The sequence below is a fragment of the Mesorhizobium sp. B2-5-11 genome, assembly GCF_006440835.1.
Taxonomy (GTDB): Bacteria; Pseudomonadota; Alphaproteobacteria; order Rhizobiales; family Rhizobiaceae; genus Mesorhizobium.
Genome location: NZ_VFUK01000004.1, coordinates 146,975 through 173,240, shown reverse-complemented (window position 1 = coordinate 173,240; position 26,266 = coordinate 146,975). Strand labels below are relative to the sequence as shown.

Below are 26,266 nucleotides of genomic sequence, written 5' to 3'. Positions count from 1 at the left end.
GCATTGTCGGATTCGATCGGCGCTATCCGTCCTTGGCGTGCATGCCGCAACAAGGAGCGAGGCGATGGCGAGTGACAAGGTCGGGCCGAAACCGCACGGGGCGGACGCGGAGATGAAACTGTTCTTCAGCCGCAACCCCAATCCGCGCCTGGGAGTCGCGGTGGCCCGTCACCTCGGGGCGAAGGTCGCGTTCGAATTCGCTTCGCCTATGGCGCCGGGGCAGGCGGAGCGGTTCCGCCCGCTCAATCCCAATCTTTCCCTGCCCTTGCTGGCCTGGCCTGGAGGGAGCCTCTGGGAAGCGGACGCCATAGCCTGCCGGCTTTCGCGCGACATGGGTTCGGATTTCTGGCGCGCGGGCGACGACGAACCCGAGATGATCCGTTGGCTGAGCTGGGGCAAGGAAGAGTTCGTCAGGGCCTGTGACATCGTGCATTTCGAGCGCGGCACCAAGCAGCGCTATGGCATCGGTCCGATCGACGCGGAAAAGGTCGCGGAGGGACTGGAACAGTTCCACAGGACAGCGCTGATCCTCGAGGCGGCACTTGGCCGGCGGCCATGGCTGGCCGGGACTTCGGTTTCGTATGCCGATTTCCGCATGGCGACGTTCCTGCCCTTCAACGACGCCGCCCGCCTGCCGCTCGGCGACTATCCCGAGATCGAGCGCTGGTATCGCCGGCTCGAAGAGATCGAGGCCTGGCGCGATCCGTTCCAGGGGCTGGACGCGCCCGCATTGGCGCCGGTCCCCGGACGGTGATGCCCGCGTGAGACGACGCGGGAGCGGCCGACCAGGCTTCAGGATTTGATTCGCGCTTCCGCTTCAACTGCTTGTTTTCACGTGCATCCGAAACGATTGCGCGCTTGTCATGCGATCGTTCAGCCCGCCGGATGTTCGCATCAGGCAGGCAGTATTCGCACAACTGTGCGCAACGCCCAACTGGCGGCCATCGGCGCTCGACGCTTTGCAATCGGGTTGATAAGTCCTTTGCGAAGGAGCGGCTGAGTCTGACATGACCGTTGCGATCGAGATGGGACAGACGACCGCCGGCGCGCCGGCGGCGCTGGACCTTGAGGAACTGCTGGCGACGCGGCTTTTGGTGCAGGGCAATTCGGGCTCCGGCAAATCCCATTTGTTGCGCCGGCTGCTGGAGCAGAGCGCGCCCTGGGTGCAGCAGACCATCATCGACCCCGAAGGCGACTTCGTGTCGCTGGGCGAACGCTTCGGCCATCTGGTGATCGATGCCGAGGAACATACCGAGCGCGGGTTGCAGAGCGCCGGCGAGCGGGCGCGCATCCACCGCGTCTCCACGGTGCTCAATCTCGAAGGGCTCGACGCCGAGAACCAGATGCGGCGCGCCGCCGCCTTCCTCGGCGGGCTGTTCGAGGTGGCGCGCGACCATTGGTATCCCATGCTGGTGGTGGTGGACGAGGCGCAGCTTTTCGCGCCGGCGGTGGCCGGCGAGGTTTCCGACGAAGCGAGAAAGCTTTCGCTCGGCGCCATGACCAATCTGATGTGCCGCGGCCGCAAGCGCGGGCTTGCCGGCATCATCGCCACGCAGCGCCTTGCCAAGCTTGCCAAGAACGTCGCGGCCGAGGCTTCCAATTTCCTCATGGGCCGCACCTTCCTCGACATCGACATGGCGCGTGCCGCCGATCTGCTCGGCATGGAGCGGCGGCAGGCGGAGGCTTTTCGCGACCTGGAACGCGGGCATTTCATGGCGCTGGGCCCGGCATTGTCGCGCCGCCCGCTCGGCCTGCGCATCGGGCCGACGGATACGAGCCCGCGCAACGGTACGCCGCGGCTGATGCCGTTGCCGGAAGCGGCGTTGGAGGATGCCCGCGCGATCATCCTGGCGGCACCGCCGCCGGAGGCCGTGCGGCCGCAGCGGCGGGTGACATCGCCGGACCTGCTCGACCAGCTGATGGCGGCGAAGTCCGCGGCGCTGGAGATCCGCCCCGAACCGGCCGAGCCGGCGCCCAGCGCCGAGGACCTGGCGGAGCGGCGCGAGCGGATGGACCGCATCCTGCGCGCCATATTGGCGGAGCCCGACGCGGGCTTCCGCGTCATCGGCGTGCTCTACCAGGAGTTCGTGGTGCGCTGCCGCATCGAGGGGCTGGCGTCGGTCGTGCCCGATCTGCAGGAGTTCCGCCGCATGCTGACGCGCGCCCGCGCCGGCGTGGGTTCCGATATGGCCGAGGACGATGCGTGGCGCGACGTCTCCGTGCGCGCCTCGCTGCTGCCCGAGGACATGCAGGGCGTGTTCATGATGATCGCCCGCGCGGCAAAGGAAGGCTGGCCCTGCCCGAGCGACGCCGCGATCGCCCGCGCCTATGGCTCGCACTCCATGCGCCGCGCCCGGCGCCTGCTCACCTACATCGAGGAGCAGGGCCTGATCGTGTGCCAGCTCGACGGCACCGGCCGGCGCACCGTGACGCTGGTGGAACTCGCCTGGGCGACGGCGCCGGGCGACCCCAATGCGGCGCCGGGCGACCGCAACGCGGCGCCGGGCGATCCCAATACCGAGGAGGCGGAGCAGGGCAGCCTGGCGCTGTGATGGCGTGGGCGGGACGGTTGCGGTTGTCCACTGGAACATAACGAGAACATGTGATACTCTATCGCATCGGTGAGTCTTGCGCGGTACGGTCGAGGGCGATGGGAAAAATTTCACAGATTCGTGGGTCGAAATTGCCTGCCGTCTTGCGCTCGGTGGCTGATGCATTGCGAGCGGCGCGCGCGGAGCTGTCGAAGGCTCGCCTTCTGGCACGCGCATGGTGCGAGACGATCGACGAATGCGACCGCGAAACCTATGCGGTTTCGCTGACCCGGCGCGCTCTGGAGGCCTTGTCGGCGGCCCTCGGCATTTCTCCGACGATCTGCCCCTCGCTCGCCTTCGAAACGGAAGCGCTGGACGAGCCGGCCTCCGCGCTTGCGCACAGCATCGGAGAGACCGCCGCGCGGCTGCCGATCCTCGAAGCGCTGCATCTCGTCACCAGCCTCTATCCGGTCCTGCTGCCGACCAGGGAGCGCGGTGAGCGCGGTGCCTTCTACACGCCGCCGGCGCTGGTCAACCGCCTGCTCGACCAGGCCGAGGAAGAGGGCCTGGACTGGCGCAGCGCGCGGGTTCTCGATCCCGCCGCCGGCGGTGGGACGTTTCTGTTTCATGCCGCGCACCGCATGATCGCCGCGCTCGGCGATTGCGAGCCCGCCTTCGCGCTCAGCCATGTCGGCACCAGGCTTGCCGGTTTCGAGCTCGATCCTCTCGCGGCGCGGCTGGCGCAAGGCGCCCTGGAGATCGCGCTCGCCGATATTGCGACCAGGGCCGGGCGCGCCGCCCCGGCCATGGTGACGGCCTGCGACACGCTTGAAGCCGATCCGGAACCCGTCTTCGATCTCGTCGTCGGCAATCCGCCCTATGGGCGGGTCTCGCTGCCGTCGCAATTGCGCGAGCGCTATGCGCGCGGCCTCTACGGGCACGCCAATCTCTACGGCGTTTTCACCGACGCCGCGCTGCGCTGGACCAAGCCTGGCGGCCTCATCGCCTTCCTGACGCCGACAAGCTTTCTCGGCGGCCAATACTACTCGGCGCTGCGCAGCCTTCTGGCCAACGAGGCGCCGCCCGTCGCGATCGACTTCGTGCATGCGCGGCGCGGCGTTTTCGAGGACGTGCTGCAGGAGACGCTGCTTGCCGTCTATGTCAACGGCGCGCAGCCGCGGCGCGCGCAGATCCACTACGTGACCGTCGCCTCCGAGACCGAGGCCGGGATTGCCCGCAACGGCACGATAGGCTTGCCATCCGACCGCGCCATGCCTTGGCTTGCGCCGCGCACGCCGGAGCACAGCCGGCTCATCGCCCGGGCCGAGACGATGACGCATCGCCTCGTCGACTGGGGCTATGGGGTTTCGACCGGCCCGCTGGTCTGGAACCGCTTCAAGGGTCAATTGCGCGATCGCGCCGGCGGCAAGGGCGTGCATCCGTTGATCTGGGCCGAAGCCGTGACCTCCGACGGCCAGTTCGCCTATCGCGCGCGCAAGAAGAACCACGCCCCTTACTTCAAGCTGGAGGCCGGGGACGGTTGGCTGCTTGTCGAGGAGCCCTGCATCCTCGTCCAGCGTACCACCGCCAAGGAACAGGCCCGGCGCCTGATCGCCGCCGAACTTCGCCAGGAATTCATCGATGCGCATGGCGGCGTCGTCGTCGAAAACCATCTCAACATGGTCCGCGCGACCGGCGGCATCAAGGTGCCGGCGGCGGTGGTGGCGGCGCTTTTGAACAGCCGCGTCATCGATGATCTTTTCCGCTGCATCAGCGGCAGCGTCGCCGTTTCCGCCTTCGAGCTGGAAGCGCTGCCGCTGCCGCCGCCCAAGAGCACCAGCACGTTGGCGAAGCTCGTCGCAGCCGGTGCAACGCGCGAAAAAATCGAGGCGGAATGCAGCCGCCTCTACGGTGAGCCTGCATGACGGCACGGCCGCCCTATGCGACGCGCGATCTTGTCGCCGGGCGCTTGCCGCTGATCTTTCCGGAAGGCACGCCGAACCGCATCTATTGCATCCGCGAACTTGCCGCCAGCACCGTGTTCGCCGCTCTCTACATCGGCGCCGTCGAGGGTTCGGGGCGATTCCTGGGCCCTGTCCATGTTTATCGCATGACCCGCGAGCAGGCGGCGCTGGCGGACGATGCAGATCGGGATGCCTACGCCGCAACTGTCCTGCGCAAGAACGGCGCCGTCGCGGGATCACGCTGGTACGCGGACAATACGCGCGAGCCCATCCGCGACGAGACGCTGCGGGACGGGCTGGTGGCGATCGGCTCGGTGCTGCGTCGCGAGGATCTGCCGACGACTTCAGGCCAGCCCCGCTATGCGCTGAGGGCGGCATTTGCAGCCCTGTTCGACCCGGCGCTGGAAGGCGAGGCGCTGGAAACCGCCATCGCGGACTTCCAGGAAACGCATCTCAGCAAGGGCGCGCTGGCCCGCGTGACCATCATGCGCGCCGGCGCTGTCGCCAACACCGCCGGCATCCGCGTCACGTTTCCGAACGGCGACACCAGGCTTTTGGCGCCGGGACCGAGTTCGGTCATCGCGCAAGCCGTCATCGAGGTGTTCGCCAAACGGTTTCTCGCCGCCCCTGCCATGTTGTGGCTGAGCGAGAGCGGCAACAAGGTGGTCCTGCGCGACGACGCCATCGCCAGTGCGATCGGCCTCAAGATCGAGGCCGACAGGAACTTGCCCGACATCATCCTCGCCGATCTCGGCCGCAAGGAGCCGTTGATCCTGTTCGTGGAAGTGGTGGCGACCGATGGCGCGATCACGGATCGCCGGCGCGATGCCCTCCATGCTGTCACGGACGCGGCCGGTTTCGACCGAAAACAGATCGCGTTCCTGACCGCCTATCAGGATCGCCAGTCCGCCGGCTTCAAGAAGACCGTCGCGCAGCTTGCCTGGGGCTCGTTCGCCTGGTTCGTCTCCGAACCCGGCCAACTCCTCGTGCTTCATGACGGCGCGGCCGACGGGCGTCCATTCGGCAGCTTGCCTTGGACAGTGATGTAATAACGCTTCCCCAGCGTCACTAGGACAGCCGGTCGATACACGGATTATCCGGTGTTGCGCTCCGTTGGCGGCCTAGCCTGCTATGTTTAATGTTGGAGTTATTGTATAGGAATAAGGTCTGGCGAATAGCACTTCGTTTGTTGGGAACGAGTAGCATTTCGTTTGATGGCGAGGGGAGCGCCAAACGATGAAGTTCAACTTCGATGGACCTCCAGTGGATGAATCCGAGGCTGACATCCCGCTCGCCTGCCAGCGCCAATTGTTGCCTCTCGTGGGCGAAATCGTCGAGGCGGCTGTCGCGGCCGGCTGGGACAAGGATGATGTGCTTCTGGCTTTTGTGGAACTCGCGTGGGATCTTTACGAAAAAGGTCGCGGGGACCCGCAATAGACGGCCGTGAACGACTGGCTCCGCGCCGCGCCGTTGCGTGCCACTGATGCCGAACAACGCTGTCGAACCACAGGGCCGACACAGCCTCGCATGTGAACTCCTCCTTCGTGACCGATGCGTTGCCGGCTTACGCCCGGGCCGACGAATCCGGAAGCGAAGATCCGTCAAGGCTCTTCGCTATTGACAGAAATGCTGCTGAACTTCCTTCGACGGTCAGTTCTTCTTTCTTATCTCGAATAAAGAATTTTCTTTGCGCGTGGAAGTTCTTTTCAATTCGAGGCGTGTGCGTTACGTTGATTCCGGGTCAGGGGAAGGGGATACCAAGCGGCGGTAAGCCGGCTGAGGCAACACGTATGAAACATGCGGGCGGGGCTCGGGAAAGCGGCGATTCCCAGGGCGTCGATCAAGAGCGGACAGCTCGATACGTCCTGGATATCATTCCGGAAAGTGCTGGTCCCAGAAGAGCCACCGCCCGCGGAAGCGTCATCTATTCCGTCCGCAGTCCGGGATCGCAGAAATTCCTGGCCAGGGAGCATTCCACGGGGATTGTGCTGAGGCCGGCACGCAAGCTGAGAGCCTCGCTCGGCAGTGACAGGATCACGCAGTACGATGCGCCGGTCGGCTGTCTCGTCGTCAATCCGGCGGGCGTCGACAGCACGCTGGCCTGGTCGCAGACCAGGGAGAACGCCGTCGTTTCGATCTCTCCCGAAGCGCTGTCCGAGCTGGCGGCCCATGAGTTCGACCTCCCGGACGTCAAGCTCGAACCGCCCGCGTTCGGCACGGTTGACCTGAGGGCGCTCAACATAGCCCAGATGATCACTGCCGAACTGACCGACAGGCTGCCGCCGAACGAGCTCTATCTGGACTCGCTGCTGACGGTGTTCGGGGTGCATCTGCTGCGCGGTTATACGGGTCGCAAGAGGCAGGCCGCGTCGCCCAAAGGCGGGCTCTCCGCCGTTGGCGCCCGACGCGTGCGAGAGTATCTCGACCAGAACTTCGTGCGGAAAGTCATGGTCGCCGAGCTCGCGTCGGTCGCGGGGGTGTCACCAAATCATTTCATAGCAAGGTTCGCCGGGACATTCGGCATGCCGCCGCATCGGTATCTGATCAACCTGCGCCTCGACCTCGCGGAAAAGCTGCTGGCCGGCGGAGAGTTGCCGATTGCCGAAGTCGCCTACCTTGCCGGATTTTCGGATCAGAGCCACCTGGCCGCGACCATGAAGAGATACAGGGGAAGGACGCCAGGCGGGCTGGTGACGCTTTCCGCAGGAATTGAAAGCCCGACCATGGCAAAGTAGCAACAGCTGCCGGCCAGCGATCCAAGACCGGAATTTCCTACAAGGCTTTCGGAGTTTTTCAAAATACGTCCGTCACCACCTGTGCCCCAAGCTTTGCTGGAGTCATTTGGAATGCCATTCAGTTCGCGCATTGCTTGCCATCCGGCCGGATCGATCACATGAGCGGGGTTGGCGATGCGGGCCCGCTTCGATCAATCACGAATTGTTTTTCAGGGGAACGGGGAGGGAGGCCTCGGGTTGAAGTTCATCTGGGAAATATCGGGAGGCCGAAAAATGCCGGGCGATGATGGTCCCCCCGGATCGGTATCCGGAGCCAATCCGGCCCGGCAGCCGCTGCTCAACGTGAAGGGCGGGCTTTCCGTCCGCAGTGCGCGCAAGGTGCAGGAGTTCCTGAACGAGAACTTCTCGCGCAAGCTGGCGCTTGCCGAAATGGCCGCCGTCTGCGGATTTTCATCGTACCACTTCGTGCGCGCCTTCTCCAAGACGTTCGGCATGCCGCCGCATCAATATGTTCTCGATCTCAGGCTGGACTTCGCGGAAAGACTTCTTGCCGACAGCCGCATGACCATCGCCGACATCGCCCATCTCAGCGGGTTTTCGAGCCAGAGCCACTTCACCACCATGATGAAGAAATACCGGCAGATGACGCCGATGCAGGCACGGGCGGGCAAGTTTAACGCAAAGATTAGATGAAGCCGCGCTCTCGTCATTATTTGATTACTTGATTTTAAAGCAGTTGCTAAGGTAACGAGCCGTTAACCTCCGCGTATATGCTCGTATCTTTTCTCACAAGACAGCAATTTCGTGAAATACCGCGAAGGGGAATCATGTCTTCCTGCTGTGGAGTGGAAGTGTCAGACATTTCGTGCCGGCCAGCGGAGAGGGAACCATGACCGACAATCATATTTCGGGCGGCCATATTTCGGGCGGCTCGCTCCTTGTTCAGCGCCGTGCGGCGCATTTCGCCAGTCACTGGATCGCGAATGGCGATCCTCGGTCCCGTTCGGCCCGGCGCCGCTTGATGGCGGTCCTGCGCATGGCGCATCGTGCGCTGGGCATGGGGCGCAAGCGCTTGGGGCTGGGAACGCTGGGCGTCGGCGGGGCGCTCGGGACCGCCGTGACGCTGGGCGCCTTCGCGATCGGCATGGCCGCGACGCCGGCTCAGGCGCAATATCAGGCCGGCGGCGGTTCGGCGACCGCTCCCGAGGCCATCGCGGTCGGAAACGGCTCAAACGCCAGCCTTAACTGGGCCATAGCGCTCGGCTTCCAGGCCCAATCGACGGCGCAATACGGCGTCGCCATTGGTCGCACCGCGTCGGCCACGGGCACCGGCGGCGCAGTGGCGATCGGCTCCGGTACGATTTCAAACAATATCAACACGGTAGCGATCGGCGTCGCCGCGGGTGCCACTGGTGCCGGGGCCAGCGCGCTGGGCACCAACGCCCAAGCTTCGGGAGGGAACTCCACCGCAGTCGGTGTCAGCGCCACGGCCAGCAACAACTATGCGTTCGCCGCTGGCTACGGATCCGTAGCAAGCGGGCTGCGCAGCACTGCGATTGGGCAGTTCGCAGGGGCGTCCGGGCTGGATGCTGTTGCACAAGGCACCAGCACCGTTGCGAACAGCCAAAATGCCGTCGCCGTCGGCTTCCAGTCGACCGCAACCGCGATAAACGCCGTCTATCTCGGCTCGCGCACCGCTGCCGGGACGGGAGCCTTGGCCCAGAGCGCCGTTGCTATCGGTACGGACGTGACGGCGTCTCAGGTCGACACCACCGCAATCGGACGCCAAAGCAAGGCAACGGGAACGGGCGCCACGGCGATGGGTAAGAACGCCAGCGCCTGGGGCAATCAGTCCATTGCATTCGGTGTGGGCGCGCAGGCAGGCGTGCAGGCCGACACGGCCGTGCCCAACAGCATCGCCATCGGCACCAGCGCGCTTGCGAATAAGAACAACGCGATGGCGCTCGGCACGCTGGCCAATGCCACGGAGGACGGTGCCATCGCCATGGGCTCCTCTACCAACGCGACAGCCACGCAGGCCGTGGCGCTTGGCGTTTCCGTCAACGCCACTGGCGCCGGCGCCACCGTGGTGGGCAGCGCAGGCTCCACTGCGTCCGGCGCCTACTCCATTGTGGTAGGCGCCACCAGTACCGCGAGCGGAGCCAATTCCATCGCCATCGGCCCCTCGACCAACGCGACGGCGGCTAACACCATCGCCTTGGGCGCCAGCGCCAAGGCGGATTCCGCCGAAGCGGTCGCCATGGGCACCAATGCGGTGGCGACCGGCGGCAAGGCCGTCTCCATCGGCTCCGGCAACACCGCCTATGGCGACGGCGCGGTGTCGATCGGCGATCCGAGCTATGCCAGCGGCACCGGCGCCTTCACCGGCGGCGCCAACAACATCGCCAACAGCGACGGCACGGCGACCGCCACCGCGGCCAACATGGCCAACGGCGCCGTCGCGATCGGCAACAGCAACAAGGCGATCGGGCAAGGTTCCGTGGCGCTGGGCAACGGCTCGACGGCGGGCGCGGCCGGCCTCGCCGGAAATGTCGCGCTCGGCGATGGCGCGACGGCGGCGGCAAGCTCCGGCGACGTGGCGCTCGGCTCGGGCTCGGTGACCACCACGGCGGTCGGCACGGCCAGCGGGGTGGTCAACGGCACCACCTACGCCTTCCAGGGCACCAACCCGACCTCGACGGTCAGCATCGGCGCGGTCGGCGCGGAACGCACCATCACCAACCTGGCGGCTGGGCGGATCAGCGCGCTCTCCACCGACGCCATCAACGGCTCGCAGCTCTTCGCCACCAACCAGGCGGTCGATGCCATCGGCGCCGTCGTCAACAACATCAATGTCGGCGGCGGCATCAAGTATTTCCATGCCAACTCGACGCTGGCGGATTCGCAGGCGCTGGGAGCCGATTCCGTCGCTGTCGGCCCGAATGCGGTCGCCAACAATGCCGGCGATGTCGCGATCGGCCTGAATTCGACGTCGGGCGCCACGACCAATGTCGGCGGCACGACGATCGGCGGCGTCAACTATACCTTCGCCGGCGGCACGCCGGCGGGCGCCTTCTCGGTCGGCTCGGCCGGCGCCGAGCGCCAGATCCAGAACGTCGCGGCCGGACAGTTGAACGGCGGTTCGACCGATGCCGTCAACGGCTCGCAGCTCTTCGCCACCAACCAGCAGGTGACCCAGAACACGACCGACATTGCCAATATCGGCGCTGGCGTGACCAATCTCGGCAACACGATCAACAACATCACCGGCGACACGTCGACCGTCTTCACCGACGCCAATGGCGAAGGCATCCGCTATGCCCGTACCAACGAGTTCGGGCTGGCGCAGACCGATTCCTTCGCCCAAGGCGTCGGTTCCACGGCGGTCGGCTACAATGCGACCGCGACCGGCGTCAGCGCGCTGGCGCTCGGCCGCGACAGCAATGCCAGCATCGACGGCGGCGTGGCGCTCGGCTCGGGTTCGCTCTCCGATCGTCCGATCGCTCCGGCTACCGGGCAACTGCCCGCCGGCCCATCCAACTTCATCGAGTACAACACCACCGACAAGGCGCTGCTCGGCGCCGTTTCGGTCGGCAACGCCACCTCCTACCGGCAGATCACCAATGTCGCCGACGGTACGCAGGACCAGGACGCGGTGACGGTGCGCCAGCTCGCCGGCGCCATCGCCGCCGTGTCGGCCACCTCGACCAAGTATTTCCATGCCAATTCGGTGGCGGCCGACTCGCTGGCGGTCGGCGCGGAATCGGTCGCGATCGGTCCGACCACGGTCGTCAACGGCGATAACGGCATCGGCATCGGTAACGGCGCCATCGTCGACCAGACGGCGCCCGGCGGAACCGCCATCGGCCAGAACGCCCATGTGATGCTGGCGGACGGCCTTGCCTTCGGCACCAATTCGCTCGCCTCCGGCATCCAGTCGGTGGCGCTCGGCGCCGGCGCCCAAAGCACCTTCATCAACAGCGTGGCGCTGGGCGCGCAGTCCATCACCTCGGTCGGTGCGCAGGCCGGCTACGCGGCCTTTGCCCTGACCGCTCCGCAGACCTCGGTGGGCGAGGTGTCGATCGGCGACGCCGGAGCTGAACGCAAGCTCACCAATGTCGCGGCGGGCTCGGCCGACACCGACGGCGTCAACGTCTCGCAGCTGCGCGGCGTGTCGCAAAACGTGACCAACCTGTTCGGCGGCACCACCACGCTCAACCCCGACGGCTCGATCACCGGGCCGACCTACACCGTCCAGGGCAACACCTACACGACCGTCTATGACGGGCTCACGGCGGTCGACAATGCCTTGACCACCATCAGCAATGGCGGCGGCATCAAGTACTTCCACGCCAATTCGTCGCTGGCCGACAGTATCGCCGGCGGCACCGACGCCGTGGCGATCGGGCCCGAAAGCGTGGCGAGCGGCAACGACAGCCTGGCCGCCGGCCATGGCTCTACGGCTACCGGGGCGGGCGCCGTCGCGCTCGGCCAGGGCGCGCAGGCCAACAACGCCAACGATGTGGCGCTCGGCTCCGGCTCGGTGACGCAGACCGCCGTCGGCACCTCCAGCACCGTCATCAACGGCAAGACCTATGCCTTTGCCGGCACGACGCCGACCGGGACAGTCAGCGTCGGCGATGCCGGCGCGGAGAGGACGATCACCAATGTCGCTGCCGGACGGATCGCCGCCGACAGCACCGACGCGATCAACGGTTCGCAACTCTTCGCCTCCAACCAGGCGATCGAGGCCCTGCAAACCGGCGTCGGAAATCTCAACCAGAATGCGGTGACGTATGACACGCAGGGCGGCGCCAAGACGAACACCATCACGCTGCAAGGCGGCGACGTCAACGCGCCGGTCGTCATCTCCAATGTCGGACCCGGCGTCGCCGGCACCGACGCGGTCAATGTCAACCAGCTGACCAAGGGCCTGGACACCGCCATCAGCACATCCAACAGCTATACCGACAAGGTGGCGGCCACGACCCTGCAACAGGCCAACGACTATACCGACCAGAAACTCGGCCAGCTGAATTCGGACATCAGCGGCATCCGCGACGAAGCCCGGCAAGCGGCGGCAATCGGCCTTGCCGCAGCCTCGCTGCGCTACGACGACCGTCCCGGAAAGCTGAGCGTCGCGGCGGGCGGCGGCTTCTGGCGGGACGCCAGCGCCTTTGCCTTCGGCGCGGGCTACACCAGCGAGGACGGCCGCATCCGCGGCAACGTCTCGGGCACGGCGGCGGGCGGAAATGTCGGTGTCGGCGCCGGCCTGAGCTTCACGTTGAACTGAGGCGGGAATGAACGGGGCAACCAGCCGTCATGCCCGGCTTTTCCTCCTGACCTGCCTGGCGCTTGCCGGCGGCCTGTCCTTGGCCGCCGCGCCAGCCGCCGCGCAAGCGACCGCGCCCTACAGGATCAAGCCATCCGACGTGGCGGTGCCGCCGGATGTGAAGCTGGGCCAATACCAGCGCACCATCCGGCCCTTCGAGAACTGGACGCTGATCTGCGACGAGAACCTCAAGGCGCGCAAGAAGGTCTGCAATGTCTCGCAGGTGATCGAGGACGGGGCCGGCAAGATGGCCTTCAGCTGGTCGCTCGCGGCCACGCAGGACGGCAAGCCCTACATGATCCTGCGCACCGCGCCGAACGCGAAAAGCGACGGCCTGGTGTCGCTGAAGTTCGACGGGCGCGACCCGATCGACGTCCACTTGAATGGCTGCAACGAAGTGGTCTGCGTCGGCATGCTGCCGGTGGGGCCCATCATGCGCCAGCAGATCGTGCAGAAAGCGACGCCGGCGATCTCCTACAAGACCGTCGACGGCCAGACGATTACCGTGACCGCAACGCTCAAGGGGCTGTCCGAGGCCCTTGCGCCAATCAAATAACCGAGGCAGCACCGTGAGCCAGCAAGACCCGTTCATCTCCCCAGCGCGCGGCCCGAGTGTGGAGCCGGACCGCAAGAGGATCGTCGAGCCCGATCGCAAGAGGGGCGCCGAGCCGCAGCGGCGGTGGCCGCGCGTCCTGGGCTTCTCGCTGCTGGGGCTGGCCATGATCGGCATCGGCTTCGCTGCCGCCAACTATGCCGCGATCGCCGGTCTCGTCGGCACCCCGACGGCCGCACAGGCCGGGACGGCGCCGCCCGCATTGCCGGACTCGCCCTTCCTCGAACATGTCAAACAGGCCGGGGTGCAGGCCTGCTCGACGATCTTTCCCGTGCTCGGACAGGTGCTGACGACGGGTTCTAAATACAGCGTCAAATCCTTGTGGAACGACCAGGCCGCCGACAAGCACGCCGTGCAGGCCCTCGTCGGCATGGATTATGCGACGGAAAAATACAGCGGACCGGCCGCCGGCGTGGTTTTCGCATCGCCCACCGCTTCCGGCTGCGAAGGCGCGATGGTGCGGGTGGCACCGTTCGCCAGCCCGTGTTCGGAGATCCCGTCCGTTCTTCCGCAAGGCAGCAAGATCACCGACCATCTCGGCCAGGTAGAAGTGTATGAGCTGGGCGGCAATTCGGGCGAAGCGCTTCTGCTGCCGACCGGCAATAGCTGCGTGGTGATTTCCATAGCGTCGGCGTCGAAGTGAGACACGGGATAGGCGAATGGGCGAGGGCTCCTGGAAAGGATTGCAGACCATGATATCGCGACGTCTGGCAGTTTTGTGCATGGCCCTGCTGTGGAGCGGGCAGGTTGTCTCGGCCGACCTTGTGGCGCCGCCGGAGCCGGAGCCGAAGGAGGAAAAGGGCATCTGGGGGGCGATCGCCTATTCCAGCATCGATACCAAGCACGGCTTCTTCTGGGGCGCCGACAAGCGCCAGGAGGCGAAGGACGCCGCGATGAAATATTGCGAGAACGCCGGCGGCAAGGGCTGCACTGTTGTCACGGTGTTCCGCAATCATCGCCATTGGACAGACGACGACGAGACCGGCTTTCCCTACAAGCACTGCGGCGCCCTGGCTGTGGCTAAGGAGAAGCAGGGCGACCGGCTGACGCCGTGGGGCGCGAACTCCGCCGAGACCCGCAAAGACGCGGAAGACCTCGCTCTGCATGCCTGCGAGGCGGCGGGAACCGAATGCAAGGTCCGCGAGTGGGTCTGTACCTGAAGCGCGCCGCGCTCACACGGCGCGCTTTGGAATTGCTTTTGCACGCTGCGTGAGGCAGATGACCATGCCCGCGGCCCCGAAAATCCCATCCGGTTTTCGGGTCACGCGCGTGAACCCCGAAAGAGAAGGTCGCCATCGTTGTTTGACAGATTTGTTCTTCTGAAGGCGGCCGCAATCTGCGCGGCGGCGCTGCCCGCATCGAGTGCCTGTGCGCAACAGCAGCAGGCGGCCACGCTTCCAAACGGCGCGTCGTCGCTCCAGGAGACCTATCAGGACTGGAGCCTGGCCTGCACCATCCAGGACAATGCACGCGCCTGCTCGGTTTCGCAGGACCAGACGCAGAAGAACGGCCAGAGGCTGCTGGCGGTGGAGTTGCGGGCGGGGCCGAAGGGTGGATTGACCGGAACCCTGCTTCTGCCGTTCGGTATCCTGTTCGACCCAGGCGTGACGATCCAGATCGACGACCAGCCGCCCCTCGGCCAGTTGCGGTTCCGCACCTGCCTGCCGAACGGATGCGTGGCGCAGTTTCCGATCGATCGGGCGCTTGCGCAGAAGCTGAAGGCGGGCGGCGTATTGACGCTCAACGTCATCACCGACGCCGAGACCAAGCTCAACTTCCCCGTCTCCCTGAAAGGCCTCGGCGCCGCCCTCGACCGCGTCGCGGCGCTGAGCGGGCGCTGAGGAGGGGCGAAGTCGGCTTTAGTCCAGCTCGCGCGGCCTTTGGGCCGCAGCGCCGGAGCCCCACAAGGCGCGCCTGAGCAGGTTCCGTCCGCCCTTGCGCGGGACAAGATTAATATCGCTGACAAGCTTTGCGCCGCCCTCGCGCCGCTCCAATGTGATCTTACGGCTGTGGAAGGCTTCCAGCTCGGCGCGATGCGCCACACTTATGATGGTCACCTTCGGCAATTCATGGATGACCGTCTCCATCATCTTGTCCTGGCTCTTCTCATCGAGCGCCGAGGTCGCTTCGTCCAGAACGACGATATCGGGATGGTGCAGCAGGAGGCGCGCGAAGGCGAGCCGCTGCTTTTCGCCACCCGACAGGGTCTGGTCCCAGGGCGCGTCTTCCTCGATCCGGTGCTTGAGATAATCGAGCCCCACCTTGTCGAGGGCGGCGTTGATCTTCTCCAGCGTCCAGTTGTCGGCGGCGGCCGGATAGGCGACCGCGCGGCGCAGCGTCCCGGAGGGGATGTAGGGACGTTGCGGCAGCATGAACAGCCGCCTGCCGGGGTGGAAGTCGACGCTGCCGCCACCCCACGGCCAAAGGCCCGCGACGGCCCGCACCAGCGTGCTCTTGCCCGAACCGGATTCGCCGGCCACCAGCACCCGCTCGCCAGGCTCGATCTCGACCTCGGTTTCCTTGACCACGCCGGTGCCGTCGTCGAGCGATACCGAGAGATTGTCCAGGCTGAGCATCGCACCGTCTTCGGTTTCGCCGTGCCTGATGCGGCCCAGCGCGTCGCTGCGTTCGGCGCGCTCCAGCCCGTCAAGCGACATCATCAGCGAGGCAATACGCCGTGCCGAGGCGTTCCAGTCGGCGAGGCGGGGATAGTTGTCGACCAGCCATCCGAACGCGGCCTGCACGATGGCGAAGGCTGAGGCAGCCTGCATGATCTGTCCAAGGGTCATGCTGCCTTCGAGAAATTTTGGCGCGCAAAGCAAGATCGGCACGACCGGCGCAAACAGGCTCGACCCCTGCGACACCAGCGCTGTGCGCATGTGCTGGCCTGTCAGCAGCGCCCATTGCCGGAGCACCGTGCCGAACGTCTTGTCGATGCCGCTGCGCTCCTCCTCCTCGCCGCCGAGCAAGGCGATGCTCTCGCCGTTTTCGCGCACGCGCGTCAGCGTGTAGCGGAAATCGGCTTCCGCCTGGTTCTTCTGCTCGGAGAGCCGCACGAAATGGCGGCCGATGACCACCATCGAAGTGGAGGTGATGGCGGCGTAGATCACCGCGGTCACGACCAGGAAGCCGGGAATGGTGACGCTCCAGCTTCCGATCGGCAAAGTCAGCGCCCCGCCGATCGTCCACAGCACCACGATGAAAGTGGAGGCCGACAAAAACGCGTTGATCACGCCGGAGATGAAATCGACGGGCGATTCCGTGGCGATCCGCAAATCCTCCGCGATGCGTGCCTCGGGGTTCGTGTGGTCGCCGCCCACGAGGTTCAGCTGATAGTAGCGGCCGCTTGCGAGCCAGCGCGCGATGATGGCGGTGGTCGACCAGGAACGCCAGCGGCGCTGGATCGTCATGCGAAGGTAGACTTGCGCGACGACAAGGCTTGCGCTTCCAACCACGAGCGGCGGGAACACGGCGCTGAGCACATAGACGGTGTGGGCGTTGCGCTGCTCGATGGCGTCGAAGATCGAGCGGTTCCAGATGTTGATCCCATACTGGAAGCCGACATTGATGCATATCAGCATCAACAGCCCGAGCGTGAACGGCCAGGCCAGCTTGTCGCCGCGCGTGCTCCAGTAGCCGCGCGCGCTGATCCAGAAGCGCCTCAGCAGGTATCGCTTGCGCGCCTGCTCGGCCTCCTGCGGCGTCAGCTCCGGACCGGGTTCGATGGCCCCGGGCGGTGGCGCAGCCTCGCCCACGACCTCGGACGCAACTTCGACTGTCGAGGCCTTCTCCTGGTGCGACTTCTCTGCCTTGCGCCGCCTGGCGCCGTCGACCGTTTTCGGCATGAGTTCAGCCTCGGATGTAACGGCGACAACGGCCTAAAAATCAAAAAGTTTCACCAGGCCCGCTCCAGACGGCGCCATGGGTCTCCCCGTGCTCCCCTGCTCGACCCGCGATGCCGCCAGCCGCCGCTGGACAATTCGCCAGCCGGCGGGCCCGTTTCGCGACGGTCTCCTCGCAGCCGGAACGAGACCGTGTGCTTGGAACCAATGATGGGCGAGACTGTTTAGCCATGAACTTCGATGCGACGCCGACGTCCCGGCCCGGTCGGGTGAGCAGCGACCTTGAGGAGCCCGTTGTCATGAAGATTTCGTCCAGATTTCGTTCAGTCGCCATCGCCGTGATCACTGCCGCGGGCGTTGGCTTTGCCAGTGTCGCGCACGCCGACACCGGAACGATCCGCTTCTCCATCTACAAGGCGGCCTTCTTCATCGGCGGCGCCGGAGGCGAGGGCACGCTGACCTTCCATGGCCGCCGGTATCCGATCTCGGTCGGCGGCATTTCGGGCGGCCTCGCCTTCGGTGCCTCCAAGACCTATTTCCGGGGCACCGTGCGCCATATCAAGCGCGCCCGGGACGTGACGGGTGTGTACGGCGCGGCGGGCGGCGGCGGCGCGCTCGGCAAGGGCGCCCAGGTGATCGTCATGACCAACGACAAGGGCGCCCAGCTCGAGCTCACGGGCAGGCAGGTAGGGCTGCAAGTCAACGCCGATCTCAGCGGCATGAGCATCACGGTGAAGTGAGGGCGGTCACTGCGTCGGTGTTTCGAGGGATGAGCCGGCGGCCCCTCCCTACCGCTCCTCCACGATCCGCAGATAGGCCGCCGTCACGAACAGCACGATCAGGCCGAACAGGATCCTTCTTGCCCCCTCCGGCATCTGCAAAATCGTCAGCAGCGTCGTCAGCACGGTCAGGATCAAGGCACCGATGATGGTGCCGGTATAGCCGCCGCGGCCGCCGAAGATGGAGGTGCCGCCGATGACGGCGGCGGCCACGGAGGGCAGCACCAGCGGTTCGGCGAGGGACAGGGAAGGGGCCTTGATCAAGCCGATATAGAGCAAGCCGGTGATGCCGGCGAGCAGGCTGGAGAGGACGTAGAGCGCGGTGATGACCTGCCAGTAGCGCACGCCGGAAAGGCGGGTCGCGCGCTCATTGTCGCCGACGGCGTAGAGCAGGCGGCCGAAACCGGTGCGGTTGAGGCCGAAGACGATCAGCACCGCGACGGGGACGAACAGAAGCAGCGCGTTGGGAAACCCTGCGGTCACGCCGGTGCCGAGCCAGGCGAGGAAATCGGGGATCTTGGCGCCCGAGGCGATCACCGTGCGTTGATAGACCTGCAGGAAGCCGGTGCCGATCAGGCTGGTGCCCAGCGTCATGATCAGCGGATGGACGCGGAAGACGCCGACGCCGATGCCGTTGACGAGGCCGATCAGCACCGCCGGCATCATCGCCAGGAGGAAGGCCACGGCTGGCTCCTGGTTGACGGCTTGCGTAGCCATGATGAAGGCGCTCATCGTCGCCACCGTGCCGACAGAGAGATCGATGCCGCCGGTCAGCATGGTCATGGTCTGGCAGCCGGCAAGGATCGCCAAGGGAATGGCGAATTTGATGGTGTTGGCGATCCAGCGCTCGTTGACGATGCCGGGGCGCAGGATCTGCAAAATCACAACCAGGATGACCAGCAGGATGACCAGCGGAATCAGCGGCCGGTCGGCCATGAAGCGTTTGACACGGCGGCCGAAGGGGACGGGTTGGGGCGTGACCGCTGACGTGCTCATGGGGTGGCTCTTGTCTGCAAATGTAGCACCCTACGGCGCCCCCCTCTGTCCTGCCGGACATCTCCCCCTCCAGGGGGGAGATCGGACGGGGTGACGGCTTTCGCAAATTGTCGGCGTTGCAAGAATGAGCGAGACGCCGAAGCTGCCAATCTCCCCCCTTGAGGGGGAGATGTCCGGCAGGACAGAGGGGGGCCTCGTAGAGCGCTGCGCCACATTTCACGCCCACTCATCATTGCCGCCCCCGCATCGTAATGAAAGCCCCGAACATCACCACGGCGACCATGATCAGGCCCTCGATGATGGCGGTGACGTTGGGATCAATGGCGAGCAGGGTGAGATCGGTGCGCACCAGGCGCAGCACGAAGACGGCGACGATGGGGCCGAGCAGGCCGCCCTTGCCGCCGCCCAGCGCCACGCCGCCCAGCACCACGGCCGCGACGCTGGCGAGCAGATAGGGGCCGGGAATAGGAGCGCCGATGCCGGTGCTCATGGTCAGCGCCAGGCCGCCCATGGCCGCGAACAGGCCCGACAACGCATAGGCGATGATGCGGGTGCGCTTGACTGGCACGCCGCTGCGGAACGCCGCCAGCTCGCTCGAGCCGATGGCGTAGATGGACAGGCCGAGGCGCGAGCGCCGCAGCGGTATCCAGACGATGCAGAGACAGATGATCAGCACCAGCAGCGCCTTCGGCAGCCAGGCGTCGATGCTCTGCGGCAGGCCGGGTATCGGGACCGTGCCTGAAATCATCGCCTTCAGCCATTCGGCGGCGGCGCCGCCCGGCGCGCCGAGCACCAGAAGGGCCGCCCCTTGCAGCACGAACAGCATGGCGAGCGTCACCACGATGTCGGGGACGCGGGTGACGACAATGAGCAGGCCGTTGAGCGCGCCAAGCACAAAACCCATGGTCAGCACGAAAGGCACCACGAACAGCGCGTATTCTTCCGAGGCGCCGGCCATCATCGAGGCGGCGGTGACGCTGGTCAGCGCCATCATGGCGGCGACCGACAGGTCGATGCCGCCGGCGATGACGACGACGGTCTGCGCGGCCACGGCAAAGGCGTAGGGCAAGACGGCCCGCGCGAGCGAGCCGAAATCGCCGCTGCCATAGCCGGGCTGGATCAGCTTGGTGACGACGAACAGCACGACGAGGAGGGCGAACAGGCCGGCGACCCAGCCCTGGCGGCGCAGGAGATGGCTCATGGCGTCGCCTCCGGTGCATCCGGGGTATTTGCTGTGGGGTCCGCCAAAATGCCGACATCGGCCTTGGCGCCGCGCGGCAGGCCGTAGGCGGCGCGCATCAGTGCCGGCTCGTCCGCCTCCTCGACCGGGAAGATATCGACGACGCGGCCGCCGAAGATGACGATGACGCGATCGCAGACGCGCTGCACCTCTTCGAGTTCCGAGGTGTAGAACAGCACCGACTTGCCGTGGCCGGCGAGCTCGCGCAGCAATTTATAGATCTCCTGCTTGGTGCCGACATCGATGCCGCGCGTCGGGTCGAAGCACAGGATGGTGCGGGCATCCGCCGCTATCCAGCGGGCGATGGTCACCTTCTGCTGGTTGCCGCCGGACAGGCGCTGCACCTCGCCTTGCGCGCGGGTGTCGATCTGGAGGCGCGCGATGGCGCTCGCCACCGTGGCGCGCTCCTTGCGCATGGCGATCGGCCCCCAGTTGCGCAAGGCGGCGCTGAAGGGCAGCGCGATGTTCTCGCGCACCGAGCGCTGCATGGCGAGGGCTTCGGAACGGTCGCCCGGCACATAGGCGATGCCGGCGCGGATGGCGTCGATCGGATGGGTGAATTTCGCCGGCTGGGCGTCGACCTCGATCGTGCCGCCGGACGGTTTGATCGAGCCGGCAAGGGCGGCGAACAATTCATCCTGGCCCTGGCCTTCGAGCGCGACGACGCCGGCGACCTCGCCGTCGGCGAGATCGAAGGAGACGTCGTTGAGCTTGGTGCCGACGCGCAGATTGCGCACGGCGAGACGCGGGCGGGCAGGGGCCGATGTGGCGGCCTGGCCGGCGGCGCGGGCGGTCACCTTGGTCTTCTCGATGCGGGCGCCGAGCATCAGCTCGACGATCTTTTCCTCCACGCCGGGCTCGATGTCGAGAACGCCGACGGTCGCGCCGTCGCGCAGCACGGTGGCGCGGTCGCAGAGCGCCGAGATCTCGACGAAGCGGTGCGAGATGAAGATCACGGCGCGGCCGCTGTCGCCCTGGCGACGCACGACTTCCAGTACCTTTTCGGCAAGATTTGCGGGGAGCGCCGCGGTCATCTCGTCGAGCAGCAGCACGTCGGGCTCGACGGCGAGCGCCCGCGCCAGGTCGAGCACGCGCAGCACCGCCAGCGGAATGTCGCGCGCGGTGTCGCGCAGGTCGAGGTCGGGAATGCCAAGTTCGCGCACCCAGGCGCGGAACGGCTCGACGGGCGTGCCGGTCAGCCGCAGATTGGACAGTATGTCGAGATCGGGGATCAGCGACGGTTCCTGGTACACGGGCAAAAGGCCAGCGCGACGCGCGGCGGCGGGCGAGCGTATGTCGCGCGCCTCGCCACGGATCAGCACGCGCCCGGCCGAGGCAGGAACCGCGCCGGTCAGGATCTTCACCAGCGTCGACTTGCCGGCGCCATTGGCGCCCATCAGGGCATGCACCTCACCCGGCAGCACGGACAGCGACGCGTCGCGCAGCGCGGCAACCGCACCGTAATTCTTGGCGACGCCGGAGGCGTCGAGGAGGGGACTGGTGGTCAAATTGCTGTCCGTATCAGAAACTGAATTGCTGGCGCTCTACGGCGCCCCCCTCTGTCCTGCCGGACATCTCCCCCACAAGGGGGGATTGGCCGTAACTTCGGCTTTCGCCAATTTTCAACGTGGCAAGACGAGAGCCGGCGCCGAAACTGCCAATCTCCCCCCAAATGGGGGAGATGTCCGGCAGGGCAGAGGGGGGCGCCGTAGAGCGCTAACCTATCAAACCTTTGGTTGGCGGGGACGGCAAACGCCATCCTCGCTAGCCAGTCAAAATAGCCCTTACTCCCCCGGCCCCTTGCACGCTACGATCTGGTCCTTGGTGTAGGTCGTCCAGTCCGGGATCGAGATCGAGACCGGCCATTCCGGGCTGAGCGACGGATCGGCGGCGGCCTTCAGCTTGGCCTTGCCTTCCTCGGTGGCGTTTTCCCAGAGCTGCGGCTCGACCAGAACGGTCTGCTGCGCCGGCTTCTTGCCGTCGAGGATCTGGAGCGCGAGCGTCACGCCGGCGCCGCCGATCGAGCCGGGATTGGTCACGGCGGCCCCGACCAGGTCCTTGACCGAATTCAGCTGGCCGACGAAGCCGGCATTGTCGGCGCCGACCACGGGCACCATCGGCGCCTGCGATTCCACCAGCGCGTCGACGATGACGTTGTCGATGCCCGAGGTCCACACGCCGTTGAACGGTGTGCCGGTGGCGAGGAAGGACAGCATCTGCTGCTTGGCCTGGTCCTGCTGCCAGCCGGTGAACACTTCCTGCGCGACCTTCACGTCGGGGAATTCGGCCAGCGCCTTCTTGAAGCCCTTGTCGCGATCCGAGTCGGCGGAGGCGCCGGCGGCGCCGCGCATGTAAAACACCTCACCCTTGCCGCCCATCTGCTGGAACAGCCATTTGGCGCCGAGATAGGCATATTGTTCCTGGTTGTTGGAGATGATGTAGGCCGAGGGTTCGGTGACCGCCTGGTCGACGGCGACGACAACGATGCCGGCCTTGGTGGCTTCCTCCAGCCCCGCCTTGATGCCGGCGGGATCAGCCGGATTGACGACGATGGCGTCGACCTTGGCGCTGATCAGGTTGCGGATGTCCTCGAGCTGCCCGGCGGCGTCGGTGTTGCGGTGGGCGATGTTGAGCTTGGTCACTTCGCCGGAGGCCAGCGCCTGCGCCTTCATGGCGCAGACCATCTCCTCGCGCCAGCCATTGCCCTGCACGGTGTTGGAGATGCCGATCGTGTATTTGCCCTCGGCGGACGAGGCGCCCATCGAGGCCAGCAAGGCAGCACCGGCAAGGAGCGGAACAATGGGCAGCGGCACCATGGTCAGGTATTTCTTCATTTCAGATTTCCTCCACTTTGATTTTCATTTCGATTCCAAGTCGTTACACGGGGCCGCGCAGAAAGAGATAGGCGGCGCCTCGATGTTGTTTTTCCGCCTTCATTTGACGAAGGGACGCAGCACGTCGCGGGCAAGCAGGAAACCGCGCTTGACCTTATCGTCGCTGCCCTCGAACCACCGGTCCTCGTGCTCGATGATGATCGGGCCGTCATAGCCGGCACGGTAGAGGCCGGAGAAGAAGCCGTTCCAGCCAACATCGCCCAGCCCCGGCATGCGCGGCACCTGCCAGCCTATGCCAGACGAAAGGATTCCGCGCTCGTACAAACCATCATGATCAATCATCAGGTCCTTGGCGTGGACATGCAACATGTAGGGGCCGAATTCCCTGATGAAGCGGGCCTGGTCGATCATCTGCCAGACCAGGTGTGAAGGATCGAAATTCATCCCGACATCGCCGCCCCAGGTTTCGAGGATGCGGCGCCAGACCAGCGGCGAATAGGCGATGTTGTGGCCGCCCGGCCATTCGTCATAGCTGAAGATCATCGGGCAGTTCTCGAAAGCGAGCTTGACGCCGTGATCGCGCGCATGGGCGACGATATCGGGCCAGATTTCGAGCGCGTGCTGCCAGTTGACGTCGACGGTCTTCGAGGCATCGCCACCGCAGAAGGTGTTGACCAGGGGCACGCCCATATTCGCGGCCAGCACGATCACCTGCTTCAGATGGTCGATCACCGTCTTGCGGTGGGCGGCATCGGGATGCAGCGGGTTGGGATAATAGCCGAGACCGGAAATGGTCAGCCCCTTGCCGGCAAGGTTTGCCGCGATGTCCCTGGCCTGCGCCGGCGAGGTCGCGGCGGTGTCGATGTGGCTTGTACCGGCATAGCGGCGGCTGGCGCCGGAGGCTCTCGGCCAGCAGGCGATTTCCAGCGCCTCGAAGCCGGCCGAGCTTGCCCAGTCGGCGACCGCGTCGAGCGGCGTCTCCGCGAACGGTGCGGTGAGCAGTCCAAGCCTCATAGTGCCTCCCCTGGTCGTGAATTCACGACCGATTCCTACTATGCAGATCGTGCCGGTTGCTTCAACCGCTCATCTGCCGGTTGCGCGCATGCATGCCTGACGGTTGCCATCGGATCGTCCGACAACAGCCCGTCGAGCGCCGATGTGACGGCCTTGCGGAACATGTCGTTGGCGGCGAGGGCGGGATCGAAGATGGCGTCAATCGCCAGGATGCCCGCAGCCAGTACCGGGACGTCGCGTCCGCTTGCCTCCGCTATGCCAGCGATCTTGCCGGCATAGGGGTCCGACACCGGCCAGCGCCGGCCGAACCGGGATGAAGCCTGGATCAGATAGGCCATCCAGCCGGCGACGGATACCGACAGCAGCGCAATGCTTTTTTCCTCGCCCAGCCGATCGCGGATCGGGTTGAGTAGGCGCTGCACGATCTTTTGCGAGCCGTCGGTGGCGATCTGGTGGTTGCGGTGGCGGATCGCGGTATTCTGCAGACGGCCAAGGCTCTGCTCGACATAGGCTGATGGGTCCATGCCGGGCACCGGCTTCAACGTTGGCAGAGTCTCCTCGACGAGCATGCGGCGCACGAAGGCCGACAGCAGCGGGTCCGCCATCGCATCGAAAGTGTGTTCGAGGCCGGCCAGCACGCCGAGATAGCTGAGCGTCGTCTGAGCGCCATTCAGCACACGCATCTTGAGATGCTCGAACGGCGTGACGTCGTCGACGAAGGTTGCCCCCACCAGGTCCCAGCGCGGCACGCGGCCGGCGAATTTCTGCTCGATCACCCATTGCCGGAACGGCTCGCCGGCAACGACGGCTCCATCGCGGTAGCCGAAAAGCTGCTCCACACCGTCGAGATCGGCCTGCGTGCTCGCCGGCACGATGCGGTCGACCATGGCGCTGGGGAAGGCGGCATTGGCCGCGATCCAGCCGGCAAGGCCGTTGCCGCGCCGTTCGGCAAAAGTCCGCACGACATTTTCCAGGATGGTGCCGTTGGCCGGGATATTGTCGCACGAGAGCAGCGTCAGCGGCCGGCCGTGCGTGGCCATGCGTTGCTCCAGCGCCCGCGCCAGAATGCCGGGCACGCTGCGCGGCGTCAGCGGGTTTGCGAGATCGTCGACGATGTCGGGATGGTCGAGGTCGAGCGCGCCGCTGGCCGGAATATGGCAATAGCCCTTTTCGGTAACGGTCAGCGTCACGAATTCGATGTCCGGGGAGGACAGCACTTCGAGCGCGGGCATAGCGCTCGCCTGGCTATCGACAACGCGCACGATGCTGCCGATGACGCGCGCCTCGACTTGGGAATCCTGGCGGATGAGCCTGGTGTAGAGCCCGTCCTGGGGGCCGAGCGTATCGGCGAGCGCCGGCGGACGGATGTTGATGCCGACCACGCCCCAGCGGCCGAAGCTCCGCGCCAGGAGGTCGTCGGTGTATTCGGCCTGGTGGCAGCGGTGGAAGGCGCCGACGCCGAGATGCGCCATGCCTGCCTGGAGCAAGGCACGGTCATAGCCGGGCCTTTGCACCGTCGCCGTCAGGCGGCCGAGCAAGGCCGGACCGAGCGTCTCGGGCGCGGCTGTGCTCACCGGTTGGCTCCGATCACCCACTGTTCCTGGTCGATCAGCGAGCCGGTCATCGGTCCCGCGGCGTCGGAGAGAAGGAAGACGGCGAGCCTGGCCACGTCCTCCGCCGAGAACAGCCGGCCGAAGGGCTGCGCGGCGTTGGCGGCATCGAGCCAGCCGGCGCCGTGGCCGAGCGTCTCGGCCTGCATGACGCGCTCGGCGGGCGTATCGGTCCAGCCGACATTGATGCCGTTGACGCGGATGCGGTCGAAGCGGTGGGCGTTGGCTGCGTTCCTGGTCAGCGTCGCCAGCGCGCCCTTGGTGGCGGAATAGACGGCGAGCTCGGGCGAGCCGCAATGGGCATTGATCGACAGGATGTTGACGATCGCGCCGCCCTGGCCCCGCTTCCGCATGTCGGCAATCGCCGCCTGCATGAGGAAGAAAGGGGCGCGGGCGTTGACGGCGAACAGCGAGGCCCAGTCGTCGGGGGTCGCATCGAGGAAGGAGGCCCGGTCGGTCAGGCCGGCGGCATTGACGAGACCGTCGATACGGCCGAAGCGGTCGATGCAGGCTTGCGCCAGGAGGGCAGGGGCTGCCGGGTCGGAAAGCTCGGCGGCGATGAAGTGTGCCGGCGTGCCCGCTTGCGAAAGCTCCGCAGCAACGGCCTCGCCGCGCGTCCCGTCGCGGCCGGTGACCAGCAGGCCGCCGGCGCCGGCACGCGCCAAGGTTTCGGCGACTGCCCGGCCGATGCCTTGCGTCGCGCCGGTGACCAGCACCATCTTGCCGTCGAGCTGAAGCTCCATTCCTCCTCCCGGAACAAAGTTTCTATTTCTGAA

The 26,266-nt window shown here is 66.0% G+C and carries 21 protein-coding genes; 13 read left to right on the top strand and 8 right to left on the bottom strand.

The genetic code is table 11. The features are described 5' to 3' along the window. Positions 1-112 precede the first annotated feature (112 nt). The 12 genes from FJ490_RS14715 (at position 113) to FJ490_RS14660 (ending at position 15,016) form a co-directional block, all read left to right on the top strand. Positions 113-754 carry a glutathione S-transferase family protein gene (locus tag FJ490_RS14715; RefSeq protein WP_140500178.1) on the top strand — a complete coding sequence of 214 codons (642 nt, stop codon included), beginning with the start codon at positions 113-115 and terminating at the stop codon, positions 752-754. A 253-nt stretch (positions 755-1,007) separates the two neighbouring features. Next, the gene (locus tag FJ490_RS14710) at positions 1,008-2,552 is read left to right on the top strand and encodes an ATP-binding protein (protein WP_246672663.1); all 1,545 of its coding nucleotides are present in this window, start codon (positions 1,008-1,010) and stop codon (positions 2,550-2,552) included. Positions 2,553-2,683: 131 nt separating this feature from the next. Then, a complete protein-coding gene (locus tag FJ490_RS14705) occupies positions 2,684-4,456 on the top strand; it encodes an N-6 DNA methylase (RefSeq protein WP_246672664.1) in 1,773 nt (590 codons plus the stop codon). Continuing rightward, complete coding sequence (locus tag FJ490_RS14700) at positions 4,453-5,544, top strand: BsuBI/PstI family type II restriction endonuclease (protein WP_140622960.1); 1,092 nt, start codon at positions 4,453-4,455, stop codon at positions 5,542-5,544. Before FJ490_RS14705 ends, FJ490_RS14700 begins: the two co-directional genes overlap by 4 nt. Positions 5,545-5,731: 187 nt before the next feature. After that, entirely contained in the window at positions 5,732-5,932 is a 201-nt protein-coding gene (locus FJ490_RS14695) for a hypothetical protein (protein ID WP_140500096.1), read from the top strand. Positions 5,933-6,039: 107 nt separating this feature from the next. Beyond that, positions 6,040-7,230 (top strand): AraC family transcriptional regulator, encoded by a 1,191-nt coding sequence (locus FJ490_RS14690; RefSeq protein WP_224655996.1) that lies wholly within the window; start codon positions 6,040-6,042, stop codon positions 7,228-7,230. Between the two features lie 174 nt (positions 7,231-7,404). After that, on the top strand, positions 7,405-7,923 hold the full coding sequence (locus FJ490_RS14685) for an AraC family transcriptional regulator (RefSeq protein ID WP_140500094.1): 519 nt from the start codon (positions 7,405-7,407) through the stop codon (positions 7,921-7,923). A 196-nt stretch (positions 7,924-8,119) separates the two neighbouring features. Continuing rightward, positions 8,120-12,523: a YadA-like family protein gene (locus FJ490_RS14680; RefSeq protein WP_140728441.1), complete on the top strand. Its 4,404-nt coding sequence runs from the start codon at positions 8,120-8,122 to the stop codon at positions 12,521-12,523. A gap of 7 nt (positions 12,524-12,530) precedes the next feature. Beyond that, positions 12,531-13,118, top strand: coding sequence for an invasion associated locus B family protein (locus FJ490_RS14675; protein WP_140728442.1), 588 nt, complete (start codon positions 12,531-12,533; stop codon positions 13,116-13,118). A 13-nt stretch (positions 13,119-13,131) separates the two neighbouring features. Continuing rightward, a complete protein-coding gene (locus FJ490_RS14670) occupies positions 13,132-13,818 on the top strand; it encodes a hypothetical protein (protein WP_140582424.1) in 687 nt (228 codons plus the stop codon). A gap of 49 nt (positions 13,819-13,867) precedes the next feature. Then, entirely contained in the window at positions 13,868-14,335 is a 468-nt protein-coding gene (locus FJ490_RS14665) for a DUF4189 domain-containing protein (protein ID WP_140728443.1), read from the top strand. Positions 14,336-14,509: 174 nt separating this feature from the next. Further along, a complete protein-coding gene (locus FJ490_RS14660) occupies positions 14,510-15,016 on the top strand; it encodes an invasion associated locus B family protein (RefSeq protein WP_224519123.1) in 507 nt (168 codons plus the stop codon). An 18-nt stretch (positions 15,017-15,034) separates the two neighbouring features. Here FJ490_RS14660 and FJ490_RS14655 read toward each other — a convergent pair whose 3' ends face one another. After that, entirely contained in the window at positions 15,035-17,020 is a 1,986-nt protein-coding gene (locus FJ490_RS14655) for an ABC transporter ATP-binding protein/permease (protein WP_140728444.1), read from the bottom strand. 296 nt (positions 17,021-17,316) lie between these two features. Here FJ490_RS14655 and FJ490_RS14650 point away from each other — a divergent pair, with 296 nt between their 5' ends. Beyond that, complete coding sequence (locus FJ490_RS14650; RefSeq protein WP_140500175.1) at positions 17,317-17,757, top strand: hypothetical protein; 441 nt, start codon at positions 17,317-17,319, stop codon at positions 17,755-17,757. 48 nt (positions 17,758-17,805) lie between these two features. Here the strand turns inward: FJ490_RS14650 and FJ490_RS14645 are convergent, their stop codons facing one another. The 7 genes from FJ490_RS14645 to FJ490_RS14605 form a co-directional block, all read right to left on the bottom strand. Beyond that, a complete protein-coding gene (locus FJ490_RS14645) occupies positions 17,806-18,792 on the bottom strand; it encodes an ABC transporter permease (protein WP_140657676.1) in 987 nt (328 codons plus the stop codon). Between the two features lie 229 nt (positions 18,793-19,021). Beyond that, a complete protein-coding gene (locus FJ490_RS14635; protein ID WP_140728445.1) occupies positions 19,022-19,993 on the bottom strand; it encodes an ABC transporter permease in 972 nt (323 codons plus the stop codon). Continuing rightward, positions 19,990-21,540: a sugar ABC transporter ATP-binding protein gene (locus FJ490_RS14630; protein ID WP_140728446.1), complete on the bottom strand. Its 1,551-nt coding sequence runs from the start codon at positions 21,538-21,540 to the stop codon at positions 19,990-19,992. Before FJ490_RS14630 ends, FJ490_RS14635 begins: the two co-directional genes overlap by 4 nt. 276 nt (positions 21,541-21,816) lie before the next feature. Next, on the bottom strand, positions 21,817-22,866 hold the full coding sequence (locus FJ490_RS14620) for an ABC transporter substrate-binding protein (protein WP_140516043.1): 1,050 nt from the start codon (positions 22,864-22,866) through the stop codon (positions 21,817-21,819). 99 nt (positions 22,867-22,965) lie between these two features. Continuing rightward, positions 22,966-23,880: a sugar phosphate isomerase/epimerase gene (locus FJ490_RS14615; RefSeq protein ID WP_140557833.1), complete on the bottom strand. Its 915-nt coding sequence runs from the start codon at positions 23,878-23,880 to the stop codon at positions 22,966-22,968. 38 nt (positions 23,881-23,918) lie between these two features. After that, entirely contained in the window at positions 23,919-25,454 is a 1,536-nt protein-coding gene (locus FJ490_RS14610) for a mannitol dehydrogenase family protein (RefSeq protein ID WP_140557835.1), read from the bottom strand. Further along, positions 25,451-26,233: an SDR family oxidoreductase gene (locus tag FJ490_RS14605; RefSeq protein ID WP_140500072.1), complete on the bottom strand. Its 783-nt coding sequence runs from the start codon at positions 26,231-26,233 to the stop codon at positions 25,451-25,453. Before FJ490_RS14605 ends, FJ490_RS14610 begins: the two co-directional genes overlap by 4 nt. Positions 26,234-26,266 lie beyond the last annotated feature (33 nt).